The 21,052-nt window shown below is 69.0% G+C and carries 15 protein-coding genes; 9 read left to right on the top strand and 6 right to left on the bottom strand.

Annotated elements, in window-relative coordinates; genetic code table 11:
• Nucleotides 1-183 precede the first annotated feature (183 nt).
• Together QH290_RS19790 and mce are read right to left on the bottom strand one after the other, a co-directional pair.
• The gene (locus tag QH290_RS19790) at nucleotides 184-1,176 is read right to left on the bottom strand and encodes a coiled-coil domain-containing protein (protein ID WP_280268627.1); all 993 of its coding nucleotides are present in this window, start codon (nucleotides 1,174-1,176) and stop codon (nucleotides 184-186) included.
• Between the two features lie 86 nt (nucleotides 1,177-1,262).
• On the bottom strand, nucleotides 1,263-1,733 hold the full coding sequence (gene mce / locus QH290_RS19785; protein ID WP_280268626.1) for a methylmalonyl-CoA epimerase: 471 nt from the start codon (nucleotides 1,731-1,733) through the stop codon (nucleotides 1,263-1,265).
• A gap of 94 nt (nucleotides 1,734-1,827) precedes the next feature.
• Here mce and QH290_RS19780 point away from each other — a divergent pair, with 94 nt between their 5' ends.
• From QH290_RS19780 to QH290_RS19765, 4 genes are all read left to right on the top strand, one after another.
• The gene (locus tag QH290_RS19780) at nucleotides 1,828-3,009 is read left to right on the top strand and encodes an acetyl-CoA C-acetyltransferase (protein WP_280268625.1); all 1,182 of its coding nucleotides are present in this window, start codon (nucleotides 1,828-1,830) and stop codon (nucleotides 3,007-3,009) included.
• A gap of 98 nt (nucleotides 3,010-3,107) precedes the next feature.
• Nucleotides 3,108-3,461: a DUF3817 domain-containing protein gene (locus QH290_RS19775; protein ID WP_280268624.1), complete on the top strand. Its 354-nt coding sequence runs from the start codon at nucleotides 3,108-3,110 to the stop codon at nucleotides 3,459-3,461.
• A gap of 61 nt (nucleotides 3,462-3,522) precedes the next feature.
• On the top strand, nucleotides 3,523-4,374 hold the full coding sequence (locus tag QH290_RS19770; protein WP_280268629.1) for a tetratricopeptide repeat protein: 852 nt from the start codon (nucleotides 3,523-3,525) through the stop codon (nucleotides 4,372-4,374).
• A 360-nt stretch (nucleotides 4,375-4,734) separates the two neighbouring features.
• A complete protein-coding gene (locus tag QH290_RS19765; RefSeq protein WP_280384429.1) occupies nucleotides 4,735-5,055 on the top strand; it encodes an SSI family serine proteinase inhibitor in 321 nt (106 codons plus the stop codon).
• Nucleotides 5,056-5,113: 58 nt separating this feature from the next.
• Here QH290_RS19765 and glgB read toward each other — a convergent pair whose 3' ends face one another.
• Complete coding sequence (gene glgB / locus QH290_RS19760) at nucleotides 5,114-7,267, bottom strand: 1,4-alpha-glucan branching protein GlgB (RefSeq protein WP_280384424.1); 2,154 nt, start codon at nucleotides 7,265-7,267, stop codon at nucleotides 5,114-5,116.
• The gene (locus QH290_RS19755) at nucleotides 7,264-9,264 is read right to left on the bottom strand and encodes an alpha-1,4-glucan--maltose-1-phosphate maltosyltransferase (RefSeq protein ID WP_280384422.1); all 2,001 of its coding nucleotides are present in this window, start codon (nucleotides 9,262-9,264) and stop codon (nucleotides 7,264-7,266) included. The genes glgB and QH290_RS19755 overlap by 4 nt, the downstream gene beginning before the upstream one ends.
• Before the next feature lie 188 nt (nucleotides 9,265-9,452).
• Here QH290_RS19755 and QH290_RS19750 point away from each other — a divergent pair, with 188 nt between their 5' ends.
• Both QH290_RS19750 and glgP read left to right on the top strand, forming a co-directional pair.
• Nucleotides 9,453-10,220: a dienelactone hydrolase family protein gene (locus tag QH290_RS19750; RefSeq protein WP_280384420.1), complete on the top strand. Its 768-nt coding sequence runs from the start codon at nucleotides 9,453-9,455 to the stop codon at nucleotides 10,218-10,220.
• Nucleotides 10,221-10,343: 123 nt separating this feature from the next.
• The gene (gene glgP, locus QH290_RS19745; protein WP_280384418.1) at nucleotides 10,344-12,953 is read left to right on the top strand and encodes an alpha-glucan family phosphorylase; all 2,610 of its coding nucleotides are present in this window, start codon (nucleotides 10,344-10,346) and stop codon (nucleotides 12,951-12,953) included.
• A 15-nt stretch (nucleotides 12,954-12,968) separates the two neighbouring features.
• Here glgP and QH290_RS19740 read toward each other — a convergent pair whose 3' ends face one another.
• A complete protein-coding gene (locus tag QH290_RS19740; protein WP_280384426.1) occupies nucleotides 12,969-14,924 on the bottom strand; it encodes an AMP-binding protein in 1,956 nt (651 codons plus the stop codon).
• 437 nt (nucleotides 14,925-15,361) lie between these two features.
• Here QH290_RS19740 and QH290_RS19735 point away from each other — a divergent pair, with 437 nt between their 5' ends.
• Nucleotides 15,362-16,723: an NCS2 family permease gene (locus tag QH290_RS19735; RefSeq protein ID WP_280268618.1), complete on the top strand. Its 1,362-nt coding sequence runs from the start codon at nucleotides 15,362-15,364 to the stop codon at nucleotides 16,721-16,723.
• Nucleotides 16,724-16,854: 131 nt separating this feature from the next.
• The gene (locus QH290_RS19730; RefSeq protein WP_280268617.1) at nucleotides 16,855-17,400 is read left to right on the top strand and encodes a DoxX family protein; all 546 of its coding nucleotides are present in this window, start codon (nucleotides 16,855-16,857) and stop codon (nucleotides 17,398-17,400) included.
• A gap of 207 nt (nucleotides 17,401-17,607) precedes the next feature.
• On the opposite strand, the gene QH290_RS19725 is transcribed toward QH290_RS19730, so the two are convergent.
• Nucleotides 17,608-19,668, bottom strand: a complete 2,061-nt coding sequence (locus tag QH290_RS19725; protein ID WP_280384416.1) for an ATP-dependent DNA helicase — start codon at nucleotides 19,666-19,668, stop codon at nucleotides 17,608-17,610.
• A gap of 172 nt (nucleotides 19,669-19,840) precedes the next feature.
• Here QH290_RS19725 and QH290_RS19720 point away from each other — a divergent pair, with 172 nt between their 5' ends.
• Nucleotides 19,841-20,959 (top strand): epoxide hydrolase family protein, encoded by a 1,119-nt coding sequence (locus QH290_RS19720; RefSeq protein WP_280384414.1) that lies wholly within the window; start codon nucleotides 19,841-19,843, stop codon nucleotides 20,957-20,959.
• The last annotated feature ends 93 nt before the right edge of the window (nucleotides 20,960-21,052 follow it).

The following is a 21,052-nucleotide window of genomic DNA, read 5'->3' as shown; positions in this document are numbered from 1 at the left end:
TCGCCTGGAAGTAGTACGGCGGCTAGTACTACCGCGGTCACTGCCACACCGGCTGTTGTATGGGCAGACGCACCGGCACCATCACCCGCCGGTGGTCCTGAGCGGTATAAATAAGCAAGGCCGCCCCCGGGGCGGGGGCGGCCTTCGGACGGTGGATGGTTGTGTCGCCCGGCAGGATCGGCGCTAGCTCGAGACGTCCGCGTTCTCGCGCTCGTCGTCGACGATCTCTTCGTCCTCGGCTTTCACCTCGGGGATCGCCTTCTGGCGTCCCGAGCCGGACTGTTTGCCCTGCAGCGAACGCTGCTCCGGGGCGCCGTCGAGCAGCTCGCTCTCGCGGTTGACCGCGGCGAGCATGGCCGGAACCGAATCGAGCTGACCGCGAATTCCCAAGAGCTGGGCCAGAACTCGGCCGCGCAGCACGCGCATCTCCTCGGCCAGCTCCTTGGCGTGCGCGATCTTGCGATCGGCCTGCTGGGTGGCGGAGGTGACCAGGCGGTTGGCCTCGTCGGTGGCGTCCTTGATGCGCTGGGCGGCCTCGGAGCGGCTGGACGCCTCCAGCTCCTCCATGGCGCGCGTGAGCTTGGTGCGCCGCTCGGCCATGGTGACCTCGAAGTCCTGCTGCGTGGCCTTGCGCTTGGCCTCCGCCTCCTTGGTGATGCGCTCGGCCTCGGCCTGGGCGGCCTCCACGATCTTGGTGGATTCGCCCCGCGCATTGGAGAGCGTCTGCTCGAACTCGACCTCGAGCGCCTCCCGCTTCTCCTTGGTCTCGGACAGCAGCGACTCGTACTTGCCGCGCATCTCCGTGGCCTGCTGCTCCGCGATCGAGATCATCTCGGCGGCCTCGGCCTGCGCCTGGGCGCGGACCTCGGAGGCCTCGTCGGAGGCCAGGCGCAGCATGCGCGAGATGCGATCGCTCATGCCCTCGGCGGTGGTCGGCGGCACCGACAGTCGGTCGACTTCCTTGCGAAGTTCGTCGATTTCGTCGCGTGCGTCCTCCAGCTGGGCGGCCAGGTTTCTTGCCTGGGCTGCGGCGGCGTCGCGATCTGTTGCGGTGACCCTTAGTTCGGCGTCAAATCGGTCGAAATAATTGCGCACCTCATCGCGGTCGTAGCCCTTACGGACCACGGTAAACGGCAACGCGACGAAGCGATTGCGATCGGGCTCAGTGGACGACATGCCCCACAAACTACAGCCTGGCGTGCCACCATGGTGACCCGACCGCGAATGTCGTTACGACAAGTTTCCGCGGCCGGATTGCGGTACTAGTGAGTAGGATTCGCGGCTGGCTCGACGAGTTCGATGAGCACACCGCCAGCATCCTTCGGGTGTACGAAGTTGATGCGCGAATCGGCGGTTCCGGTGCGAGGGGTGTCGTACAGCAAACGCAGGCCCCGGCCACGCAGAAAGGTAACCACGGCATCGAGATCGGTGACGCGGTAGGCCAGTTGCTGGAGACCCGGACCGTTGCGATCGATGAACTTGGCGATGGTGGATGCGTCGTTCACCGGCGCCAGCAACTGCAGAGCAGTCGAATCGTCGCCGGCGGCGGGCAGCGACAGCATGGCCTCGTGCACGCCCTGGGACTCGTTCACCTCGCGGTGGGTTTCGACCATTCCGAGGTTTTCGGAGTACCAGGCGACGGCGGCGTCGAGGTCGGGGACGGCGATGCCGACATGGTCGACGGCGATCACGTAGTCGGCGGGAATGAATGCGGACGTTTCGGCAGTGCTCACCCTTCGAACGGTAGCGCGCACCTGCACGGGCCCGCCGAGACGGCACCGGTTACCGTTGAGTACAGCGTTCACCGATCACGAAGCGAGGCATACCGTGACCACCACCTCTGTCATCGTCTCCGGCGCGCGGACCCCGGTCGGCCGGCTACTGGGTGGGCTGAAGGACTTCAGCGGCTCGGACCTGGGCGGTTTCGCCATCAAGGCCGCGCTGGACAAGAGCGGGGTGCGGCCCGAGCAGGTCGACTACGTCATCATGGGCCAGGTGCTGACCGCCGGTGCGGGGCAGATCCCGGCCCGGCAGGCCGCGGTGGCGGGCGGCATCCCGATGGACGTTCCGGCGCTGACGCTGAACAAGGTGTGTTTGTCCGGTATCAACGCAATCGCCTTGGCGGACCAGCTGATTCGCGCCGGTGAGTACGAGATCGTGGTGGCCGGTGGCCAGGAGTCGATGACGCGGGCGCCGCATCTGCTGGAGAAGAGTCGCGAGGGCTTCAAGTACGGCGATGTGACCCTGCGCGATCACATGGCCTTCGACGGCCTGCACGACATCTTCACCGATCAGGCGATGGGCGCGCTGACCGAGACGCGCAACGATTCCGACCACATCAGCCGTGCGGATCAGGACGCGTTCGCCGCCGCCTCGCATCAGAGGGCCGCGGCCGCCTGGAAGAACGGGTTGTTCGCCGACGAGGTGGTGCCGGTGGCGGTGCCGCAGCGCAAGGGCGACCCGATCCTGGTGACCGAGGACGAGGGCATCCGCGCCGACACCACCGTCGAATCGCTGGGCAAGCTGCGCCCCGCCTTCCGCAAGGACGGCACCATCACCGCCGGATCCGCCTCGCAGATCTCCGACGGCGCCGCCGCGGTGGTCGTGATGAGCAAGGCCAAGGCGCAGGAGTTGGGGCTGAGCTGGATCGCGGAGATCGGCGCTGCGGGCGTGGTGGCCGGTCCGGACTCCACGCTGCAGGAGCAGCCCGCCAATGCCATCGCCAAAGCCTGTGCGCGCGAGGGCATCTCGCCCGCCGATCTGGACCTGGTCGAGATCAACGAGGCGTTCGCCGCGGTCGGGATCGCCTCCACCCGCAAGCTCGGCATCGACCCGGAGAAGGTGAACGTCAACGGCGGCGCGATCGCCATCGGCCACCCCTTGGGCATGTCCGGCGCCCGCATCCTGCTGCACCTCGCCCTGGAACTGAAGCGCCGCGGCGGAGGTATCGGTGCCGCCGCCCTGTGCGGCGGCGGCGGCCAAGGCGACGCCCTGATCATCCGCGTCTGACGCGCCGCGGCCACACTCCCGTGCGGGAGCGGGATGTGGCGCATGCCACACCAACTACCCGCTGTCGTAGAGGCGTGGGCGGCAGGCACAATAGACCCATGGGCGAATTCTTCGATGTGAGCACCGTGGCCAAGCGGGTGCGACTTTTCGGCACGCTGGAGGCGGTGTCGTGGGCGCTGCTGCTGACCGGATCGGTGCTCAAGCGGCTGCCGGAGCCGATCACCTGGCCGGTGATGGTGTTCGGGATGCTGCACGGCATCCTGTTCCTGCTGTTCGTGCTGAATGTGCTGCTGGCGTTCCGGGAGTTCGAGTGGCCGGGGAAGACCCTGGCGCTCGGGCTGCTGTCCTCGGTGGTCCCGTTCACCTCGGCCTGGTTCGAGCGCTGGGCGATCCGTTCCGGCCAGCTGGGCGAGCTCAGCGCGGCCGCCGCACCCTCCGCCGCACGTTCGTGACAAACTGGAAACCGTGACTCGACCTGCTGCACGTCGTCCTTCGCCCGCCGTCGCCGCTGCCATGTCCGGTGCGGTGGATCTGTCCGCTCTGAAACAGCCGGCCGCCACGGACACGCCGACCGGTCACGCGGTCTCCGAGGCCGATTTCGAGACCCGGGTGCTGCGCCGCTCGATGCAGGTGCCGGTGGTCATCGTCCTGTACTCGCAGCGCAGCCCGGGCAGCGTGGATCTGGTGAAGCTGTTCGAGAAGCTCGTTGCCGAGGGCGATGGCAGCTGGGATCTGGCCACCGTCGAGGCCGAGCCGAATATGCGCATCGCGCAGGCGCTCGGGGTGCAGGGCATCCCGACCGTGATCGCGGTGGCCGCGGGCCAGCCGCTCGCCGATTTCCAGGGCAGCCAGCCCGAACCGCAGGTGAAGCAGTGGATCGCGGCCGTCATCGACGCGGTGCGCGGCAAGCTCCCCGGCGCCGAGGGTGCGGAGGCCCCCGAGGCCGCCGCGCCGGAGGATCCGCGGTTCACCGCCGCCGAGGAGGCGATCGAGCGCGGCGACGTCGCCGGTGCCGAGGCGGCGTACGAGAAGATCCTGGCGGAGGAGCCGGCCAATGCCGAGGCCAAGGCCGCGCTGCGCCAGCTGCGGTTCTACTCCCGCGCGCAGGGCCTGCCCGCCGACGCCATCGCCCGCGCCGACGCCGACCCGGCCGATATCGACGCGGCCTTCGCCGCCGCCGATATGGAGCTGTTCAACCAGCAGCCCGAGGCCGCGTTCACCCGGCTGATCGATCTGGTCAAGCGCACCGCCGGTGACGACCGCAATCGCGTCCGCACCCGCCTGGTCGAGCTGTTCGAGCTGTTCGATACGGGAGACCCGGCGGTGGTCGCCGCCCGCCGCAAGCTGGCCACCGCGCTGTACTGACCGAAAACGAGCCCGGCCCGCACGACGAAATACAGTGCGAACCAAGCAAACCGGGCCGGGGGAAGGCGGCCGATCGCGCCCATGGCAGTAGCATGCGCCCGGCTGGTAACACGTGCCCGACTAACGGTGGGTGTCTGGTTAGTGTCACGTGCCCGGCCAGTAATGGGTGCACGGCACATGAAACCTGCCGGGCCAGTATGGGGTGCACGGCAAGTGCCGTGTGCCCGGCTGGGGGTGAGTGCCTGGCTGGTGATGGGTGCCTGGTTAGTGTTACGTGCCCGGCTGGTAATGGGTGCCCGGCTAGTACCGCGTGCCCGGCTGGTGATGGGTGCTCGGGTTGCGATGGGGGCGGTGGCGGTGATGATGCTGGTGCCGGGGGGTGCGGCGGCCGGGGACGCGTCGACGCATCTCTCGTTCACGCGGGAGGATTCCGACAGTCCCACCCGTACCGCCGAGCTGACCTGCGATCCGATCGGCGGCTCCCACCCGACCCCCGCCGCTGCCTGCGACTACCTGCTCACCGCCGATCTCGCCCTACCCGAGGAAGATCCGGGCGTCCGCTGCTTCCGATACCACCCGGTCACACTGCGCGCCCAAGGCACCCTGCGCGGCCAGCCGATATCCGTGGAGCACACCTACAACTGCCTGGTCCCTGAACTACCGACCCCCTGGACCTTCTGACACGTCTCCCACTGACGGCTTTGCACGCACTTTGTTCCGGTGTGCTTTTGGCCGGAATCTAGTCCTGGGTCAGCCATACTGCGCTGTTGGGGGCCAGGGTTACCGTCGCTGAGTATGGCCTTTCGTGCCAGGGCTTTTCGGTTGCCTGCACGCTGCCGAGGTTGCCGGTGCCGGTGCCGCCGTAGGTGGTTGCGTCGGTGTTGAGGATTTCGCGCCAGGGGCCGGGGGACGGGAGGCCGATGCGGTGGTCTCGGTGCTGGGTGCCGGAGAAGTTGTAGACGCAGGCGACGGTCGAACCGTCGGATCCGTAGCGCAGGAACGCGATCACGTTGTTGTCGCGGTCGTCGGCGTCGATCCAGGCGTAGCCGCCGGGCGAGGTGTCGTGCGTCCACAGCGCCGGATGCGCGCGGTAGGCGGCGTTGAGGTCGCGCACGAGCAGTCGAATGCCGTTGTGCAGCGGGTTGTCCAGCTCGTGCCAGTCCAGCCCGCGGTCGTGCGACCACTCCCGGAACTGACCGAAGTCCTGCCCCATGAACAGCAGCTGCTTACCCGGATGCGCCCACATGTAGGCCAGCAGGGCCCGCACCCCGCATGCCTTGGCCCAGTCGTCGCCGGGCATCCGCGTCCACAGCGTGCCCTTGCCGTGCACCACCTCGTCGTGGCTGATCGGGAGCACATAGTTCTCGCTCCACGCGTACACCGCCGAGAACGTCAGCTCGTTGTGGTGCCAGCTGCGATGGATCTGATCGCGGCCGAGATAGCCGAGCGTGTCGTGCATCCAGCCCATGTTCCACTTCATCGTGAAGCCCAGACCGCCGACATCGGTCGAGCGCGTGACGCCGGGCCAGGTGGTGGATTCCTCGGCGACGGTGATCACGCCCGGGTGGTGCCTGTGCACGGTGGCGTTCATCTCCTGCAGGAACGCCACGGCCTCCAGATTCTCGCGACCGCCGTGAATATTGGGCTCCCAGCCGCCCTCGGGCCGCGAGTAGTCCAGATACAGCATCGATGCCACGGCGTCGACCCGCAGCCCGTCGATGTGGAACTCCTCGATCCAGTAGCGCGCATTGGCGACCAGGAAGTTGCGCACCTCGTACCGGCCGAAGTCGAAAACATAGGTGCCCCAGTCCAATTGCTCGCCCCGGCGGGGGTCGGCGTGCTCGTACAGGGGCGTGCCGTCGAAGCGGGCCAGGGCCCATTCGTCGCGCGGGAAGTGCGCCGGAACCCAGTCCAGGATGATGCCGATGCCCACGCCGTGCAGGTGGTCGACGAAGGCGCGGAAATCGTCCGGGGTGCCGAAGCGGGCCGTCGGCGCGTAATACGAGGTGACCTGATACCCCCAGGAGCCGCCGAAGGGATGCTCGGCGATCGGCAGCAGTTCCACATGGGTATAGCCCTGTGCCAGAACGTATTCGGCCAGCTGCTCGGCCAGCTCGCGATAGCCGAGGCCCGAGCGCCAGGAGCCGAGATGCACCTCGTAGACGCTCATCGGCGCCCGGGCCGGATCGGTGCGGGCGCGCGCGGCCAGCCAGTCGTCGTCGTGCCAGGTGTAGGCGCTCTCGGTGACCACCGACGCCGTGGCGGGCGGCACCTCCGTGGCGAAGGCGAACGGATCGGCGTGATCGACGGTGCGCCCGTCGGCGCCGTGCACCCGGAATTTGTACAGCGCGCCCGGCTCGATCCCGGGCACGAACAGCTCCCACACCCCGGATCCGCCCAGCGTCCGCATGGGCGCGCTGGTTCCGCTCCAGGCGTCGAAGTCGCCGATCACCGCGACCCCGCGGGCATTGGGCGCCCACACCGCGAACGACGTCCCCGTCACCTCGCCGTCGAGCGTGGTGTAGCGGCGGGGGTGCGCGCCCAGCACCTCCCACAGCCGCTCGTGGCGTCCCTCGCCGATCAGATGCAGGTCGAGTTCGCCGACCGTCGGCAGGAATCGGTAGCCGTCGGCGACGAGCACGGTCTGGCCGCCGGGATAGGACACCAGCAGCCGGTAGTCCCAGACCTCGATGAACGGCACCACGCCCTCGAAGACGCCGTGCTCGACGTGCGCGAGCGGATAGTCGGTGTCGCCGATGCGGGCCGCGACCGAATCCGCGTGCGGGCGCAGGGCCCTGATCACCATGCCGTCGGGATGCGGGTGCGCGCCGAGCACCGTGTGCGGGTCGGGATGCGTGCCCGCGGCGAGCAGCATCAGGTCGCGGCGGTTCATCGCAGCGACCGCCGGTACGCCAATTCCGTTCGCGCGGCGGCGGATACGGGCGGCAGCGCCAGGATGTGCGCGACCGCGCGCACCGGGTCCAGGCGCACGTAATTCGTCTGCCCCCAGTGGTATTCCTCGCCGGTGACCTCGTCGACGACCACCGGATGATCGTGCCATTCGCGTCCGATCGCGGGCATGTCCAGCGAGATCATGCCGTCCTCGGCGCCGAAGGGATCGAGGTTCACCACGATCAGCACCGCGTCGCCGGTCGCGGGGTCGACCTTCGAGTACGCCAGCAGTGCGTCGTTGTCGACGTGGTGGAAGGCGATGCAGCGCAACTGCTGCAGCGCGGGATGCGTGCGGCGGATCTCGTTGAGCCGGGTCAGCCACGGCTCCAGCGACTCCCCGCGCGCGGCGGCCGCGGCGAACGGCCGCTGCCGCAGCTGGAACTTCTCCGAGTCCAGATACTCCTCGCTGCCCGGTCGCACCGCCTGATGCTCGAACAGCTCGAAGCCGGAGTACACCCCCCACGTCGGCGCCAGCGTCGCCGCCAGCACCGCGCGGATCGCGAACATGCCCGGCCCGCCGTGCTGCAGGCTCTCGTGCAGGATGTCGGGGGTGTTCACGAACAGGTTCGGCCGCGCCTCGTCTGCCTTGGCGGCCAGCTCCCGGCCGAATTCGGCGAGCTCGTGTTTGCCTGTGCGCCAGGTGAAATACGTGTAGGACTGCCCGAATCCGCGCCGCGCCAGCCCGTACAACCGGGCGGGCCGGGTGAACGCCTCGGACAGGAAGATCACGTCCGGATCGGTGCGGCGCACCTGCGCGATCAGCCACTCCCAGAAGTCGGCCGGTTTGGTGTGCGGGTTGTCGACGCGAAAGATCTTGACGCCCAGCGCGATCCAGTGCCGCACCACCCGCAGCACCTCGGCGTACAGCCCGTCCGGATCGTTGTCGAAGTCGAGGGGGTAGATGTCCTGATACTTCTTGGGCGGGTTCTCGGCGAAGGCGATGGTGCCGTCCGGCAGGGTGGTGAACCATTCGGGATGCTCACGCACCCACGGATGATCGGGCGCGCACTGCAGCGCCAGGTCCAGTGCCACCTCCATACCGAGTTGCCGTGCGGTACCGACGAATTCGACGAAATCGTCCTCGGTGCCCAGCAGCGGATGGATACTGTCGTGGCCGCCCTCCACGGAGCCGATCGCCCACGGCGACCCGACATCGTCGGGTTCGGCGGTCAGAGAGTTGTTGCGGCCCTTGCGATTCACCCGGCCGATGGGGTGGACGGGCGGCAGGTACGCCACGTCGAAGCCCATGGCGGCGATGCGCGGCAGCTCCTCGGCGGCCGTGGCGAAGGTGCCGTGCACCGGGTTCCCGTCGGCGTCCCAGCCGCCGGTGGACCGGGGGAAGAACTCGTACCACGCGCCGTACAGCGCGCGCCGGCGTTCCACGAGCACCGTGTGCTGCGGGCCGCGGGTCACCAGGTCGCGCAGCGGGGTGCCGCGCAGGATCTCGCCGACCTCGGCGCTGAACGCGGGGGCGACCCGCGCGGGCAGCTGTCCCTCGGCGCGCAGTGCGGCCGCCGCCGCGCGCAGCCGCTCCCACTGCTTCTTCGGCACCTGCTGCGCCGCCCGGTCCAGCAGCCGCGCGCCGATCTCGAGATCGTTGGCGAGATCGGCGGCGCTCTGCCCGACCGCCAGCTTCGCCTCCAGCGCGGCCCGCCAGGTGGCGATGGGATCGCTCCAGCCCTCGATGCGGTAGGTCCACAGGCCCGGCTCGCTCGGGGTGAACACGGCGTTGAACACATCGGGTTCGAATTCGGGCGACATCCGGATCCGCTGGGTGCGGGCGGCGGGGGACCGCACGGCCAGCGTCGCGCCCACCGCGTCGTGGCCCTCCCGCCACACCACGGCCCGGACCGGGAAGACCTCGCCCACCACGGCTTTGGCCGGGCGGCCACCGGGTATGGACGGGGCGGTGTCATCGATGGCGATGCGACCGGTCACGAGATCAACCGTACCGGTAGTTCCCGCGTCGCCACCCGATTGCCGGACCGGTGCCGCCGCCCGCCCGCGCGACAGTTCGCCGATGCCGCATGCGCGCAACCGGCCGGATATGGAAGGCTGGCGATGCCGAAGCGGAGGCTCTCTCCGTTGGGTCGGCGGAGGTAGCGACGCTGGAGGAGGTTTCACCCTTGACTGCCGTACAAGGCCTTTCGGTGGACATCACGACACCGGACGGAATCGCGGACGCCTACGTGTCGTCTCCGGACGACGGCGCGCCGCATCCGGGAGTGCTGCTCTACATGGACGCCTTCGGGCTGCGGCCCAGCCTGCGGGCGATGGCCGACCGGCTGGCCGCGCGGGGATACACGGTGCTGGCCCCCAACGTGCTCTACCGGCACGGACGCGCGCCCGTGGTCGAACTGCCGGACTTCATCGACCCGGCGCAGCGGCCGGAACTGTTCCAGCAACTGCTGCCGATGATCCACGAACTGACCCCCGACCTCGTGCTCCGCGATGCCGACGCCTACCTGGCCTGGCTGACGGCCCACGAGCGGACCGCCGACGGGCCGATGGGCACCACCGGCTACTGCATGGGCGCGCGACTGGCGCTGCGCACCGCCGCAGGATTCCCCGAACTCATCGCGGCCGCCGCCGGATTCCACGCCGGCGGCCTGGTCACCGACGGACCCGACAGCCCCCACCTGGTCGTCGGAAACGTCACGGGGGAACTGTATTTCGGCCATGCCGACGCGGATCCGTCGCTGCCGCCGGAGCAGATCGAGCGCTTCGAGCAGGCGCTGTCGGACGCCGGTATTCGCCATCGCTGCGAGGTCTACCCGGGCGCCCACCACGGGTTCACCCAGGTCGACACGGCCGCATACAACGAGGAGGCATCCGAGCGTCACTGGCGGGAGCTGGAGTCGCTCCTCGCGCGGAATCTGACGCCCACCGGCTGAACCGGATACCCGCCGCCGGGGAAGCCCGCGCCGCGCGCGTACTGCCGACGGGCTGGTCACGAGGGTATTTCCGTCGTCACGCGGCCGCGACCGCGCGATGCGGCGCCCTGTATGGTCGATCCGGTGAAGGCACTTCGTCGGTTCACGGTCCGTGCCCATCTGCCCGATCGGCTGGCCGCGCTCGCCGAGCTGGCGACGAATCTGCGGTGGTCGTGGCATGCGCCCACCCAGGACCTGTTCGCCGAGCTGGATCGGGCGCTCTGGCTCGAGGTCGGGCGCGATCCGGTGCGGATGCTGGGGGAGGTGCCCGCGGTCCGGCTCGACGAGCTGGCCGCGGACGATGCCTATGTCGGCGCGGTCGATGCCGCGGCGGCCGACCTGCGGGACTACCTGACCCGGCCGCGCTGGTTCCAGAAGCAGTCCGGCGGGGATCGGGGCGCGGCGCTGCCGACGGCCATCGCCTACTTCTCGATGGAGTTCGGCGTCACCGAGGTGCTGCCCAACTATTCGGGCGGCCTCGGGATCCTGGCCGGGGATCATCTGAAGTCCGCCTCCGATCTGGGCCTGCCGCTCATCGGCGTGGGACTGCTGTACCGCTCCGGATACTTCCGGCAGTCGCTGACCGCCGACGGGTGGCAGTCCGAGCGCTACCCGCAACTCGACCCGCAGGGCTTGCCGCTGCGCCTGCTCACCGACCCGACCGGCACGGGAGACGCGCGGGCCGGGGCGCCGGTGCTGCTGCACCTGCCCATGCCCGAGGGGCGCGTGCTGCGGGCGCGGGTGTGGATCGCACAGGTCGGCCGGATTCCGTTGCTGCTGTTGGATTCCGACATCGCCGACAACGATCCCGAACTACGGTCGGTGACGGACCGGCTCTACGGCGGGGACCAGGATCACCGGATCAAACAGGAGATCCTCGCGGGCATCGGCGGGGTGCGCGCGGTGCGCGCCTACACCCGGGCGCACGGACTGCCCGATCCGGATGTGTTCCATATGAACGAGGGCCACGCCGGATTCCTCGGCATCGAGCGCATTCGTGAATTCATGGCCGCCGGACTGGATTTCGACGCCGCCCTGGCCGCGGTCCGCGCCGGAACCGTGTTCACCACGCACACCCCGGTGCCCGCGGGGATCGACCGGTTCGCCGGTGCGTTGGTGCGCCGGTATTTCGGCGGCGCCCACGGCGAGCGCGAATCTCCGCTGCTGCCAGGGGTTTCCGTGGATCGAATCGTGGCGCTGGGCCGCGAGGCCGACCCGTCGGTGTTCAACATGGCGCACCTCGGATTGCGGATGGCCCAGCGCGCCAACGGGGTGTCGCGGCTGCACGGCGAGGTCAGCCGGTCCATGTTCGCGCCGCTGTGGCCCGGATTCGATGCGGCCGAGGTGCCGATCGGCGCGGTCACCAACGGCGTGCACGCGCCGACCTGGGCGGCCCGGGAATGGATCGACAAGGCCCGCGAGCTCGTCGGTCCGGAGCTGGTGGAGGAGGCGCGGGGCTGGGAGCGGCTGCGCGATATCGACCTCGGCGAGCTGTGGTCGACCCGAAATGTGTTGCGCGGCATCCTCGTTGCCGAGGTGCGCCGCCGGGTGCGGGCGTCGTGGCTGGAACGCGGCGCCGCGCCGGCCGAATTGGCCTGGGTGGACGAGGTTTTCGACCCGAACGTGCTCACCGTCGGCTTCGCCCGCCGGGTGCCGACCTACAAGCGGCTCACCCTGATGCTGCGGGATCCGCAGCGGTTGCGCGCGCTGCTGCTCGACCCCGACCGGCCGCTGCAGCTGGTGGTGGCGGGCAAGAGCCATCCGGCCGACGACGGCGGTAAGGCGCTGATTCAGCAGGTGGTGCGGTTCGCCGACGATCCGGCCGTGCGGCATCGCATCGTCTTCCTGCCCGACTACGACATGTCGATGGCCCGCTACCTGTACTGGGGATGCGATGTGTGGCTGAACAATCCGCTGCGGCCGCTGGAGGCGTGCGGCACCTCGGGGATGAAGGCCGCGCTCAACGGCTCGCTCAACCTGTCGATCCGCGACGGCTGGTGGGACGAGATGTACGACGGCGAGAACGGCTGGGCCATTCCCACCGCCGACGGCGTGCGCGACGACGACCGCCGCGACGAGCTCGAGGCGAGCGCGCTGTACGAGATGCTGGAACGCGCTGTGCTGCCGCGCTTCTACGACCGCGACCCCGACGGCCTGCCGGAGCGCTGGATGGAGATGGTCCGCCACACGCTGCAGACGCTGGGCCCGAAGGTGCTCGCCTCGCGCATGGTGCGTGACTATGTCGTGGACTACTACACGCCCGCCGCGGGCGCGTACGGCGCTGTGGCACAGGACGATTTCGCCGGTGCGCGGGAGCTGGCCGAATATCGCCGTCGCGTCGAGGCGGCCTGGCCGCAGGTGAAGGTGATTCAGGTTGACAGCGCGGGCCTGCCCGATACCCCGGTGATCGGTGCCGGGCTGTCGCTGCGTGCCCGCATCGACCTCGGCGGCCTGGCCCCCACGGACGTATCCGTGCAGGCCGTGCTGGGCCGGGTCTCGGTGGACGACGACCTGTCCGACGTCACCACCGTCGAGATGGCGCACGCCGGAACGGATTCCGGCGCCGAGGTGTTCATCGTCGACACCCCGGTCCCCTTGTCCGGCGCGGTCGGCTACACCGTCCGCATCCTCCCCCACCACCCCCTGCTCGCCACCGACGCCGAGCTGGGCCTGGTCGCCTCCCCCACCCCGTAAGCGGACCGGGAGGAACTACCCGATGAGGGTGCGCTTCATGATTTTTCCCGTGGCATTGCGGGGGAGGGCGTCGATGAAGTGGACGTCGCGGGGGACCGAGAAGCGGCCCAGGCGGTGGCGGATGTAGGTGCGGATCATGTCGGGGTCCAGGCCCGAATCGTGGCGCTTGACCACGAAGGCCGCCAGGCGCTGGCCGAATTCGCGATCCGGGACGCCGATCACCGCCACCTCGCTGACCTGCGGCAGATGCGACAGCGCCTCCTCGACGGGCCGGGGGAAGACGTTCTCGCCGCCGGAGATGATCATCTCGTCGTCGCGCCCGGCCACGAACAGCCGCCCGGCGGCGTCGAGATAGCCGACGTCGCCGGTGTCGAGCATGCCGTCGGCCTCGCTCGGCGGCGCCGCATCGGTGTAGCCGTCGAAGAGCATATGGTTGCCGACGAACAGCCGCCCGGTGGCGCCGACCGGCACCGGCCGCGCATCCGGGCCCAGCACGGCGATTTTCGTGCCGAGCGGCGGCCTGCCCGCCGTGGTGGGCGAGACCCGCAGATCGCCGGGATCGGCGATGGTCGCCCAGGACACCTCGGTGGATCCGTAGACGTTGTAGAGGATCTCGCCGAACAGCTCGGTGAACCGCAGCACCGCCGCCCCGGCCAGCGGTGCGCCGCAGCTGGCCACCACCCGCAGGCTGGAGGTGTCGTAGCGGGCGCGCACCTCCTCGGGCAGGTCCAGGATCCGGTTCACCATGATCGGCACCACGATCAGCGAGGTGACCCGATGCTCGGCGATCAGCCGCAGGCAGTCCTCGGCGTCGAAGCGTTCGGTCAGCACCACCGTCGCCCGGATCGGGGTGCTGATCTGCAGCGCCGCCAGACCCCAGGTGTGGAACAGCGGCGACGGGATCAGCATGGTCTCGTTCATCTGCAACGGAATTCGCGACAGCAGCGCCGCGACCGTACCGAACCCCTTGGGGTGCGGACGGCGGGCCCCCTTGGGCGTGCCACTGGTCCCGGACGTCAGCACGATCAACCGGCCCGGCCGTGCGGGCTTGCCGAAACGGCCGCCGCCCGAGGCGATCAGGTCGGCCACGGTCGCGCGCCCGGGCTCGGGCGGTGTGCCCGACGCGGTGAAGCGCGGAATCTCCGGCGGCACGTAGCGGATCAGATCCTCCAGCTCCGGATCCGCGAATATCGCTGCGAGCTGGTGTCTTTCGGCGATCTCGGCGATCCGCCCGGCGGCCAGGCCGGTATTGAACAGCAGCACGTCGACGCCGAGTTTGCCTGCGGCGACCATGATCTCGACCATCTCGATGTGATTGCGCGCCAGCAGGCCGATCGCGTCCCCGGCGCGGATGTCGAGCCCGGCCAGGGCGGCCGCCAATGCGTGTGAGCGGTCGTGGATCTCGGCGAAGGTGCACATGCCCCGGTCGTCGATCACGGCCGGGCGGCGGGGAGCGTAGGCGGCCGCGGCCGCGTAACCGCCCGCCAGCGTGAAGCCCCATTTCGCCAGGCGGCCCAGCTGTTTGAGCCCGCGATCGGGCCGGTAGCTGCGCACCACACCGGTCGACACCATCTGCCGGGCGACACCGGCCTGCAGCCGCATCGGCGAATCCTCGCCGTTGACCACGACCGAGGTCGGGGAGCCGTTCACCAGGTCCGCCAGGCGATCCAGTGCGGCGTCGGTCCAGTCGATCACCGCCGCGTTCGACAGCGTCGCCACGAGCGGATGGACGCGCGCGGGTGCGAAATACGTGACGTTGACCCGGGTCTGCTCGTCGTCGCCGCGCAGCCGCACCACGGCGAAGCTGCCCCGCCCGGGGCACTGCAGCTCCAGGAATTCGGGCGCCTTCCCTGGGATCAGGTGCACGTCGATGAGGTGGATCTCGTCGTCGGTGCCGCCGAGCCGCATGCGCAGCACCGGTCCGCCGCCGTCGGAATCGAGTTGTTCGCACGCGCCGATGCCGGGGAACATCCGGGGATAGGTCTCGGGATCGAGCAGGAGATCCCACAGTGCTTTGCGAGCGACCGCCAGATCGACGGCCGTTTCGACGACATCGGTAACCAACAGCTTGCACTTCTCGCTCGGCCGGTTCGAAAGCTCGGTTCGGCGGATAACGCATTTGTAACGGCCGCCACACTCCAGGTCAAGGAGTCCCATATTGGAGGCGAATTCTCAGTTAAATTGCCTGGCGGTTGCATGGGACTTGCTGTCCCGGGGGCGCAATGCTGGAGCTGATTGCCGCCGGTTCGCCGAGTCCGGATGGCGCCGGGCGTGTCGCGGGATATACGGTGCCCACCGGGTATCCGCGTCGGGCTCGGAGACGGCGGCTTGCGTCACCACGCAAGGACGGCGGATGCCCAGTGTCGGATATAGCATTTGTCGTTCCGGGCCGAGGGTGGAGACAACACATGAGTACTGACGTGCAGCCGCGACCGAGGGGTCGACTGGATTCCTATTTCGGGGTCACCAGCCTCGGGTCGACCTACAAGCGCGAGATCATGGCCGGCACCGTCACGTTTCTCGCGATGTCCTATGTACTGGCGGTGAATCCGTCGATCCTCGGCGATCAGGGACAGCTCGGCCCGCTCGGCATCCCGACCCAGGCGGTGTTCACCGCCACCGCGGTCGCGGCGGTGTTCGGCACGCTGGTCATGGGATTGTGGGCGCGCTACCCCGTCGCGCTGGCGCCGGGTATGGGGCTCAACGCCTTCTTCGCCTACACGGTGGTGCTCGAAATGGGTATCCCCTGGCAGGAGGCGTTGTCGGGCACATTCCTGTCCGGTGTCATCTTCTTCGTGCTGGCCGTCACCAAGGTCCGCGAGAAGATCATCGACGCCATCCCGATGCAGATGAAGCTGGCGGTCGGCGCCGGTATCGGCATGTTCGTGGCATTCCTCGGGCTGAAGAACGCCGGTGTCGTGACCGCGAGCGAGGCCACGCTGGTGCATCTGGGCGACTTCACCAAGGGCACCACGCTGCTGGCGCTGTTCGGGCTGCTGGTGACGGTGATCTTCATGGTGCTGCGCTGGCACGGGGCGGTGCTGTACGGCATCCTCGCCACCACCGTGGTGGGAATCGTCAGCGGGCTGGTCGACCTGCCGGATTCGGTGGTGGCCATGCCGCACGGGCTGGATCAGACCTTCGGGCAGGCGATCATCCACCTGCCCGACGCCTTCACCGGCCAGATGATCATCGTCGTGCTCACCATGCTGTTCGTCGACTTCTTCGACGCATCCGGCACGCTGATCGGCATCGCCAACCAGGCCGGACTGCTCGGTCCGGACGGCAAGCTGCCGCGCGCGGCACAGGCGCTGGCCGCCGATTCGGTCGGCACCACCGCGGGGGCCGTCATCGGCACCTCGACCACCACCGCGTATGTCGAATCGACCGCCGGTGTCAGCGCGGGCGGGCGCACCGGATTGACCGCGGTCGCGACGGCGGGCTGGTTCCTCATCGCGATGTTCTTCTTCCCGCTGTTCGCCGTCGTCGCCGGTGCCCCCTCGGTGACGGCGCCCGCGCTCATCGTCGTCGGTGTGCTGATGGCCCGGGCACTGGGTGAAATCGATTGGGGCAAGCTGGAATACGCGATCCCGGCATTCCTGACCGTGATCATGATGCCGTTGACCTATTCGATTGCCAACGGTATCGCCATGGGTTTGCTGTTCTACCCCGTGGTGATGGTGGCCCGCGGGCGGTTCCGCGAGGTCCACTGGGTGATGTGGGTGCTGATGGCGGTGTTCCTCGGATACTTCTTCTTCCTGGCGGAATAGTTCTCGGCAGAAACAATCGAGGTCGCGGAATAACGATTGAACCGATTAGGGTTGTGTCCCCGTGAACAAACCGGACCATGGTCCGGTTTGTTTGCGACAACTAACTAGTTGATGAGGACATGGAGACAATCATGACCGCCAGCACCACCTCTTCCGACCTGGGGCAGCGCGCCGCCGGGGTCAGCACCGGCGATATCGGCCTGCTGGTTCTGCGGGTGTTCTTCGGTGGCCTATTGGCTGCCCACGGGGCGCAGAAACTGTTCGGCTGGTTCAACGGACCGGGACTGGACGCGAACAACACCATGTTCGACCAGATGGGGTACAACCCCGGCGATCTCTTCGGCACCCTGGCCGGACTCAGCGAACTCGTCGGCGGACTCCTGCTGCTGCTGGGCCTGCTGACGCCGCTCGCGGCGGCCATCGCGCTCGGCACCATGATCAATGCGATCAACGCGACGTGGGCCAGCGGGCTGTTCGGCGGTGCCGCGGGACCGGGCTGGGAGATGCCGCTGCTGTTCGCCGTGGCCGCCGCCGCGCTCGCGTTCACCGGGCCCGGCCGGTACTCGCTGGATTACAACCGTCCGTGGGAGCGGCACGGGATCGTCTGGGGTTCGGCGGCGGTGGCGCTGGCGGTCGTCGCCGGTGTGCTCACCCTGATCCTCAAATGGACGCTCTGAACATCTGAGTAATCGAGCCGGGCGGCGCGGATTCCGAGCGCCGCGTGGCGAAGATTTTGGTGCCCCCGCACCGCGTGCAGGGCTTGGCGCGGGGGCATCAGATACATCCGATGGGGAATTGGGGGTCATCGGAGTATCGCCGCCCAACTTACTTCCGTCCAGAAGTGTGGTCCAACGGGTGAGAGTTATTTCACAGCGGCGCGAGGTTTATTTCGCCGCCCCGGCGGGAGCCGTCCCGGTGAGGCGCTGCAGCGCCTTGGTCACCACCTCCGGATCGGCGGTCTCCCAGTACGGCGGCAGCGAGGCTCGAAGGTAGGCGCCGTAGCGGGCGGTGGCCAGGCGCGAATCCAGGATCGCCACCACGCCGCGGTCGTCGGTGCTGCGCAGCAGGCGGCCCGTGCCCTGGGCCAGCAGCAGCGCCGCGTGGTTGGCCGCGATCGCCATGAATCCGTTGCCGCCGCGCGATTCGACCGCCCGCTGCCGCGCGACCAGCAGCGGGTCGTCCGGGCGGGGGAACGGGATGCGGTCGAGTATCACCAGGCTCAGTGACGGGCCCGGCACGTCGACGCCCTGCCACAGCGACAGCGTGCCGAACAGCGAGGTCTGCGGATCCTCGGCGAATGCGCGGACCAGGGCGCCCGTGGCGTCGTCGCCCTGGCACAGCACCGGGGTGTCCAGGCGCTGGCGCAGGATCTCGGTGGCGGCCTTGGCGGCGCGCATCGAGGAGAACAGCCCCAGCGTGCGGCCGCCCGCGGCACGGATCAGCCGCTCGATCTCGTCGAGGTAGGACGGCGGCAGCCCGTCGCGGCCCGGGGCCGGAAGATGCTTGGCCACGTAGAGGATTCCGGATTTCGCGTGATCGAACGGGGAACCCACGTCCAGCGAATTCCAGCGCACCGTATCGGCGTCGGCGGGCGCCTCGGCGCCGTTGGCGAGCGCGGCGTCCACGCGATTGGCCGACTGCGGCGGCAGGCCCCAGGTGACGGCGAGACCGTCGAACGAGCCACCCACCTGCAGCGTGGCCGAGGTCAGCACGACGGTGGCGGTGCCGAACAGGCGGCTGCGCAGCAGCCCGCCGACCGACAGCGGCGCCATGTGCAGGGTGCGGCGGGCGACGCCGCGGACCTCGTCGGCGGCCAGCCAGATCACATCGCGCCGGGCGGCCGGGTCGCTCTCCTCGAAGGTGGTCAGCGCGCGCACGGCCGTGTCGTGGATCTCCTCGACCGCGGCCACCGCCTGATTGCGCACCGCGGCGGCCTCCGGATCGCCCTGCGGGGCGGACGAACCCGGCGGCGCCAGGGCGGTGCGGCAGTTCCAGGCCGTGTCCCGGATCAGCGCCAGGACCCCGGATACGCCCGCGGGCAGCTCGTCCCAGCGGCCCGTCGGCACCTCCTCGAGCAGATCGTGCCATGCCTCCGCGGCGCCCTCGAGCCTGTCGACCTCCTGCTCGTCGATCAGCTTGGCGCAGCGCTTGGCCGCGGCGCTGATGGCGGCGGTGGACAGTTCGGCGGTGGCCACGCCGGTGACGCGGTCCACCAGCTCGTGGGCCTCGTCGATGACGACGACATCGTGTTCGGGAAGGACCTGGATGCCGCTGATGGCATCGATGGCCAGCAGCGCGTGGTTGGTGACCACGACATCGGCCTGCCCGGATTCGCTGCGGGCGCGCTCGGCGAAGCAGTCCTGGCCGAAGGGGCAGCGAGACTTGCCCAGGCATTCCCGCGAGGACACGCTGACCTGCCGCCAGGCCCGGTCGCTCACGCCCGGGGTCAGCTCGTCGCGGTCGCCGGTCTCGGTATCGGACGCCCAGTCGTTGAGCCGCTGCACCTCGCGGCCGAGCCGGGACACCGCGAACGCGTCGAACAGCTCCGCGTCGGCGGGCTCGTCGGGGATCGCACTGTTGATCTTGTTCAGGCACAGATAGTTGTTGCGGCCCTTGAGGATCGCGAACTGCGCCCGGCGGCCCAGCGGCTTGCTCAGCGCCTCGGCCAGGCGCGGGAGGTCGCGGTCCACCAGCTGGCGCTGCAGCGCGATGGTCGCCGTCGACACCACCACCGTGCGGCCGGTCTGGACCGCGTGCCGCAGGCTCGGCACCAGGTAGGCCAGCGACTTGCCGGTACCCGTTCCGGCCTGCACGGCCAGGTGTTCCTTGGTGTCGATGGAGTGTGCGACCGCGGCCGCCATGGTCTGCTGGCCCTTGCGGGCCGTACCTCCGAGAGCCTCGACGGCGGTCGACAGCAGGGTCGGAACGGGCGGCAGTTCGGGCACCCTGGCAGGGTACTGCGCCGGTCCGACAGCGCGAGCGTCCGTCGCGCCTCGGATCGTTGCGGGGTCGCGGGAGATCGATTCTCGGAAAGAATTGGAACGGAATGCTCTATTCTGTTAGAGTGTTGTCAGAACGAAGCGAAGCGCATCGCTTCGCAGAGCAAGGAGATTCCCAATGTCCGACATCCACCCCTTCCGCATCGAGATCCCGCAGGCCGACCTCGACGACCTGAACTACCGCCTCGCGCACACCCGGTTCGCCGCCGAGCTGCCCGCCGAGCGCTTCGCGGGCAAGGTGGATGTCGGCATCCCGGTCCCGCAGGGCTGGGAGTACGGCGTGCCGGGCGCGTTCGTGCGGCCGCTGATCGAGCGGTGGCGCGACGAATTCGATTGGCGCGCAGTGGAGGAGAAGCTGAACGCCTATCCGCACTTCGTCACCGAGATCGACGGCCAGACCATCCATTTCGTGCACGTGCGCTCGGCGAATCCCGACGCGACGCCGCTGATGCTGACCCACGGGTGGCCGAGCTCGTTCGTGGAGTACCTGGGCCTGGTCGAGCGGCTGACCGACGAGTTCCACCTGGTGATCCCGTCGTATCCGGGCTTCGCGTTCTCCGGTCCGACCCGCGACATCGGCTGGACGCCGGAGCGGATGGCCGCCGCGTATGTCGAGCTGATGCGGCGGCTGGGGTACGAGCGCTACGGCGTGCACGGCAACGACGGCGGCGCGATCGTCTCGCCCGAAATGGGCAGGCTCGCACCGGAACACGTGATCGGTGTGCACGTCAACCAGATCTTCTCCTTCCCGAAGGGGGAGCCGGGCGAGATGGACGGCCTCAGCGAGCAGGAGCTGATGGGTGTGCAGTTCGGCCAGAAGTTCCTGGAGCACTCCATCCACGACTTCACCCAGCGCGCGCAGCCGCAGACGATCGCGCAGGGCCTGTCGGATTCACCGGCCGGGCAGCTGGCCTGGAGCGGGCAGCTGCTGGGTTCGCTGGATCCCGACGACATCCTCACCAACGTCGCGATCTACTGGTTCACCAACACCTCGGCGTCCTCGGCCCGGTTCTACTTCGAGAACAAGCACGGCGAGCACGCCACGGAGCCGACCACCGTGCCGATCGGGCTGGCGTCGTTCGGGTACGACTTCAAGCCGCCGCGCAAGTTCGCCGAGCGCGACCACGCGAATATCGTGCAGTGGAACGAGTACGCCGAGGGCGGCCACTGGGCCGCCTACGAGGTGCCCGAGGTGCTGGCCGCGGATATCCGCGGGTTCTTCGCAAAGCTGGTGTAGGGGAGGCGAATTCCTGAGCCCCGGCCGATTGCATCGGCCGGGGCATAGGGGTGTGTGGCCGGGGCATAGGGGTGTGTGGCCGGGGCATAGGGG

The sequence above is a fragment of the Nocardia wallacei genome (assembly GCF_029869545.1).
GTDB lineage: Bacteria > Actinomycetota > Actinomycetes > Mycobacteriales > Mycobacteriaceae > Nocardia > Nocardia wallacei_A.
The sequence above is the reverse complement of the archived record's forward strand: the minus strand, read 5'-3'. Positions and strand labels throughout refer to the sequence as shown.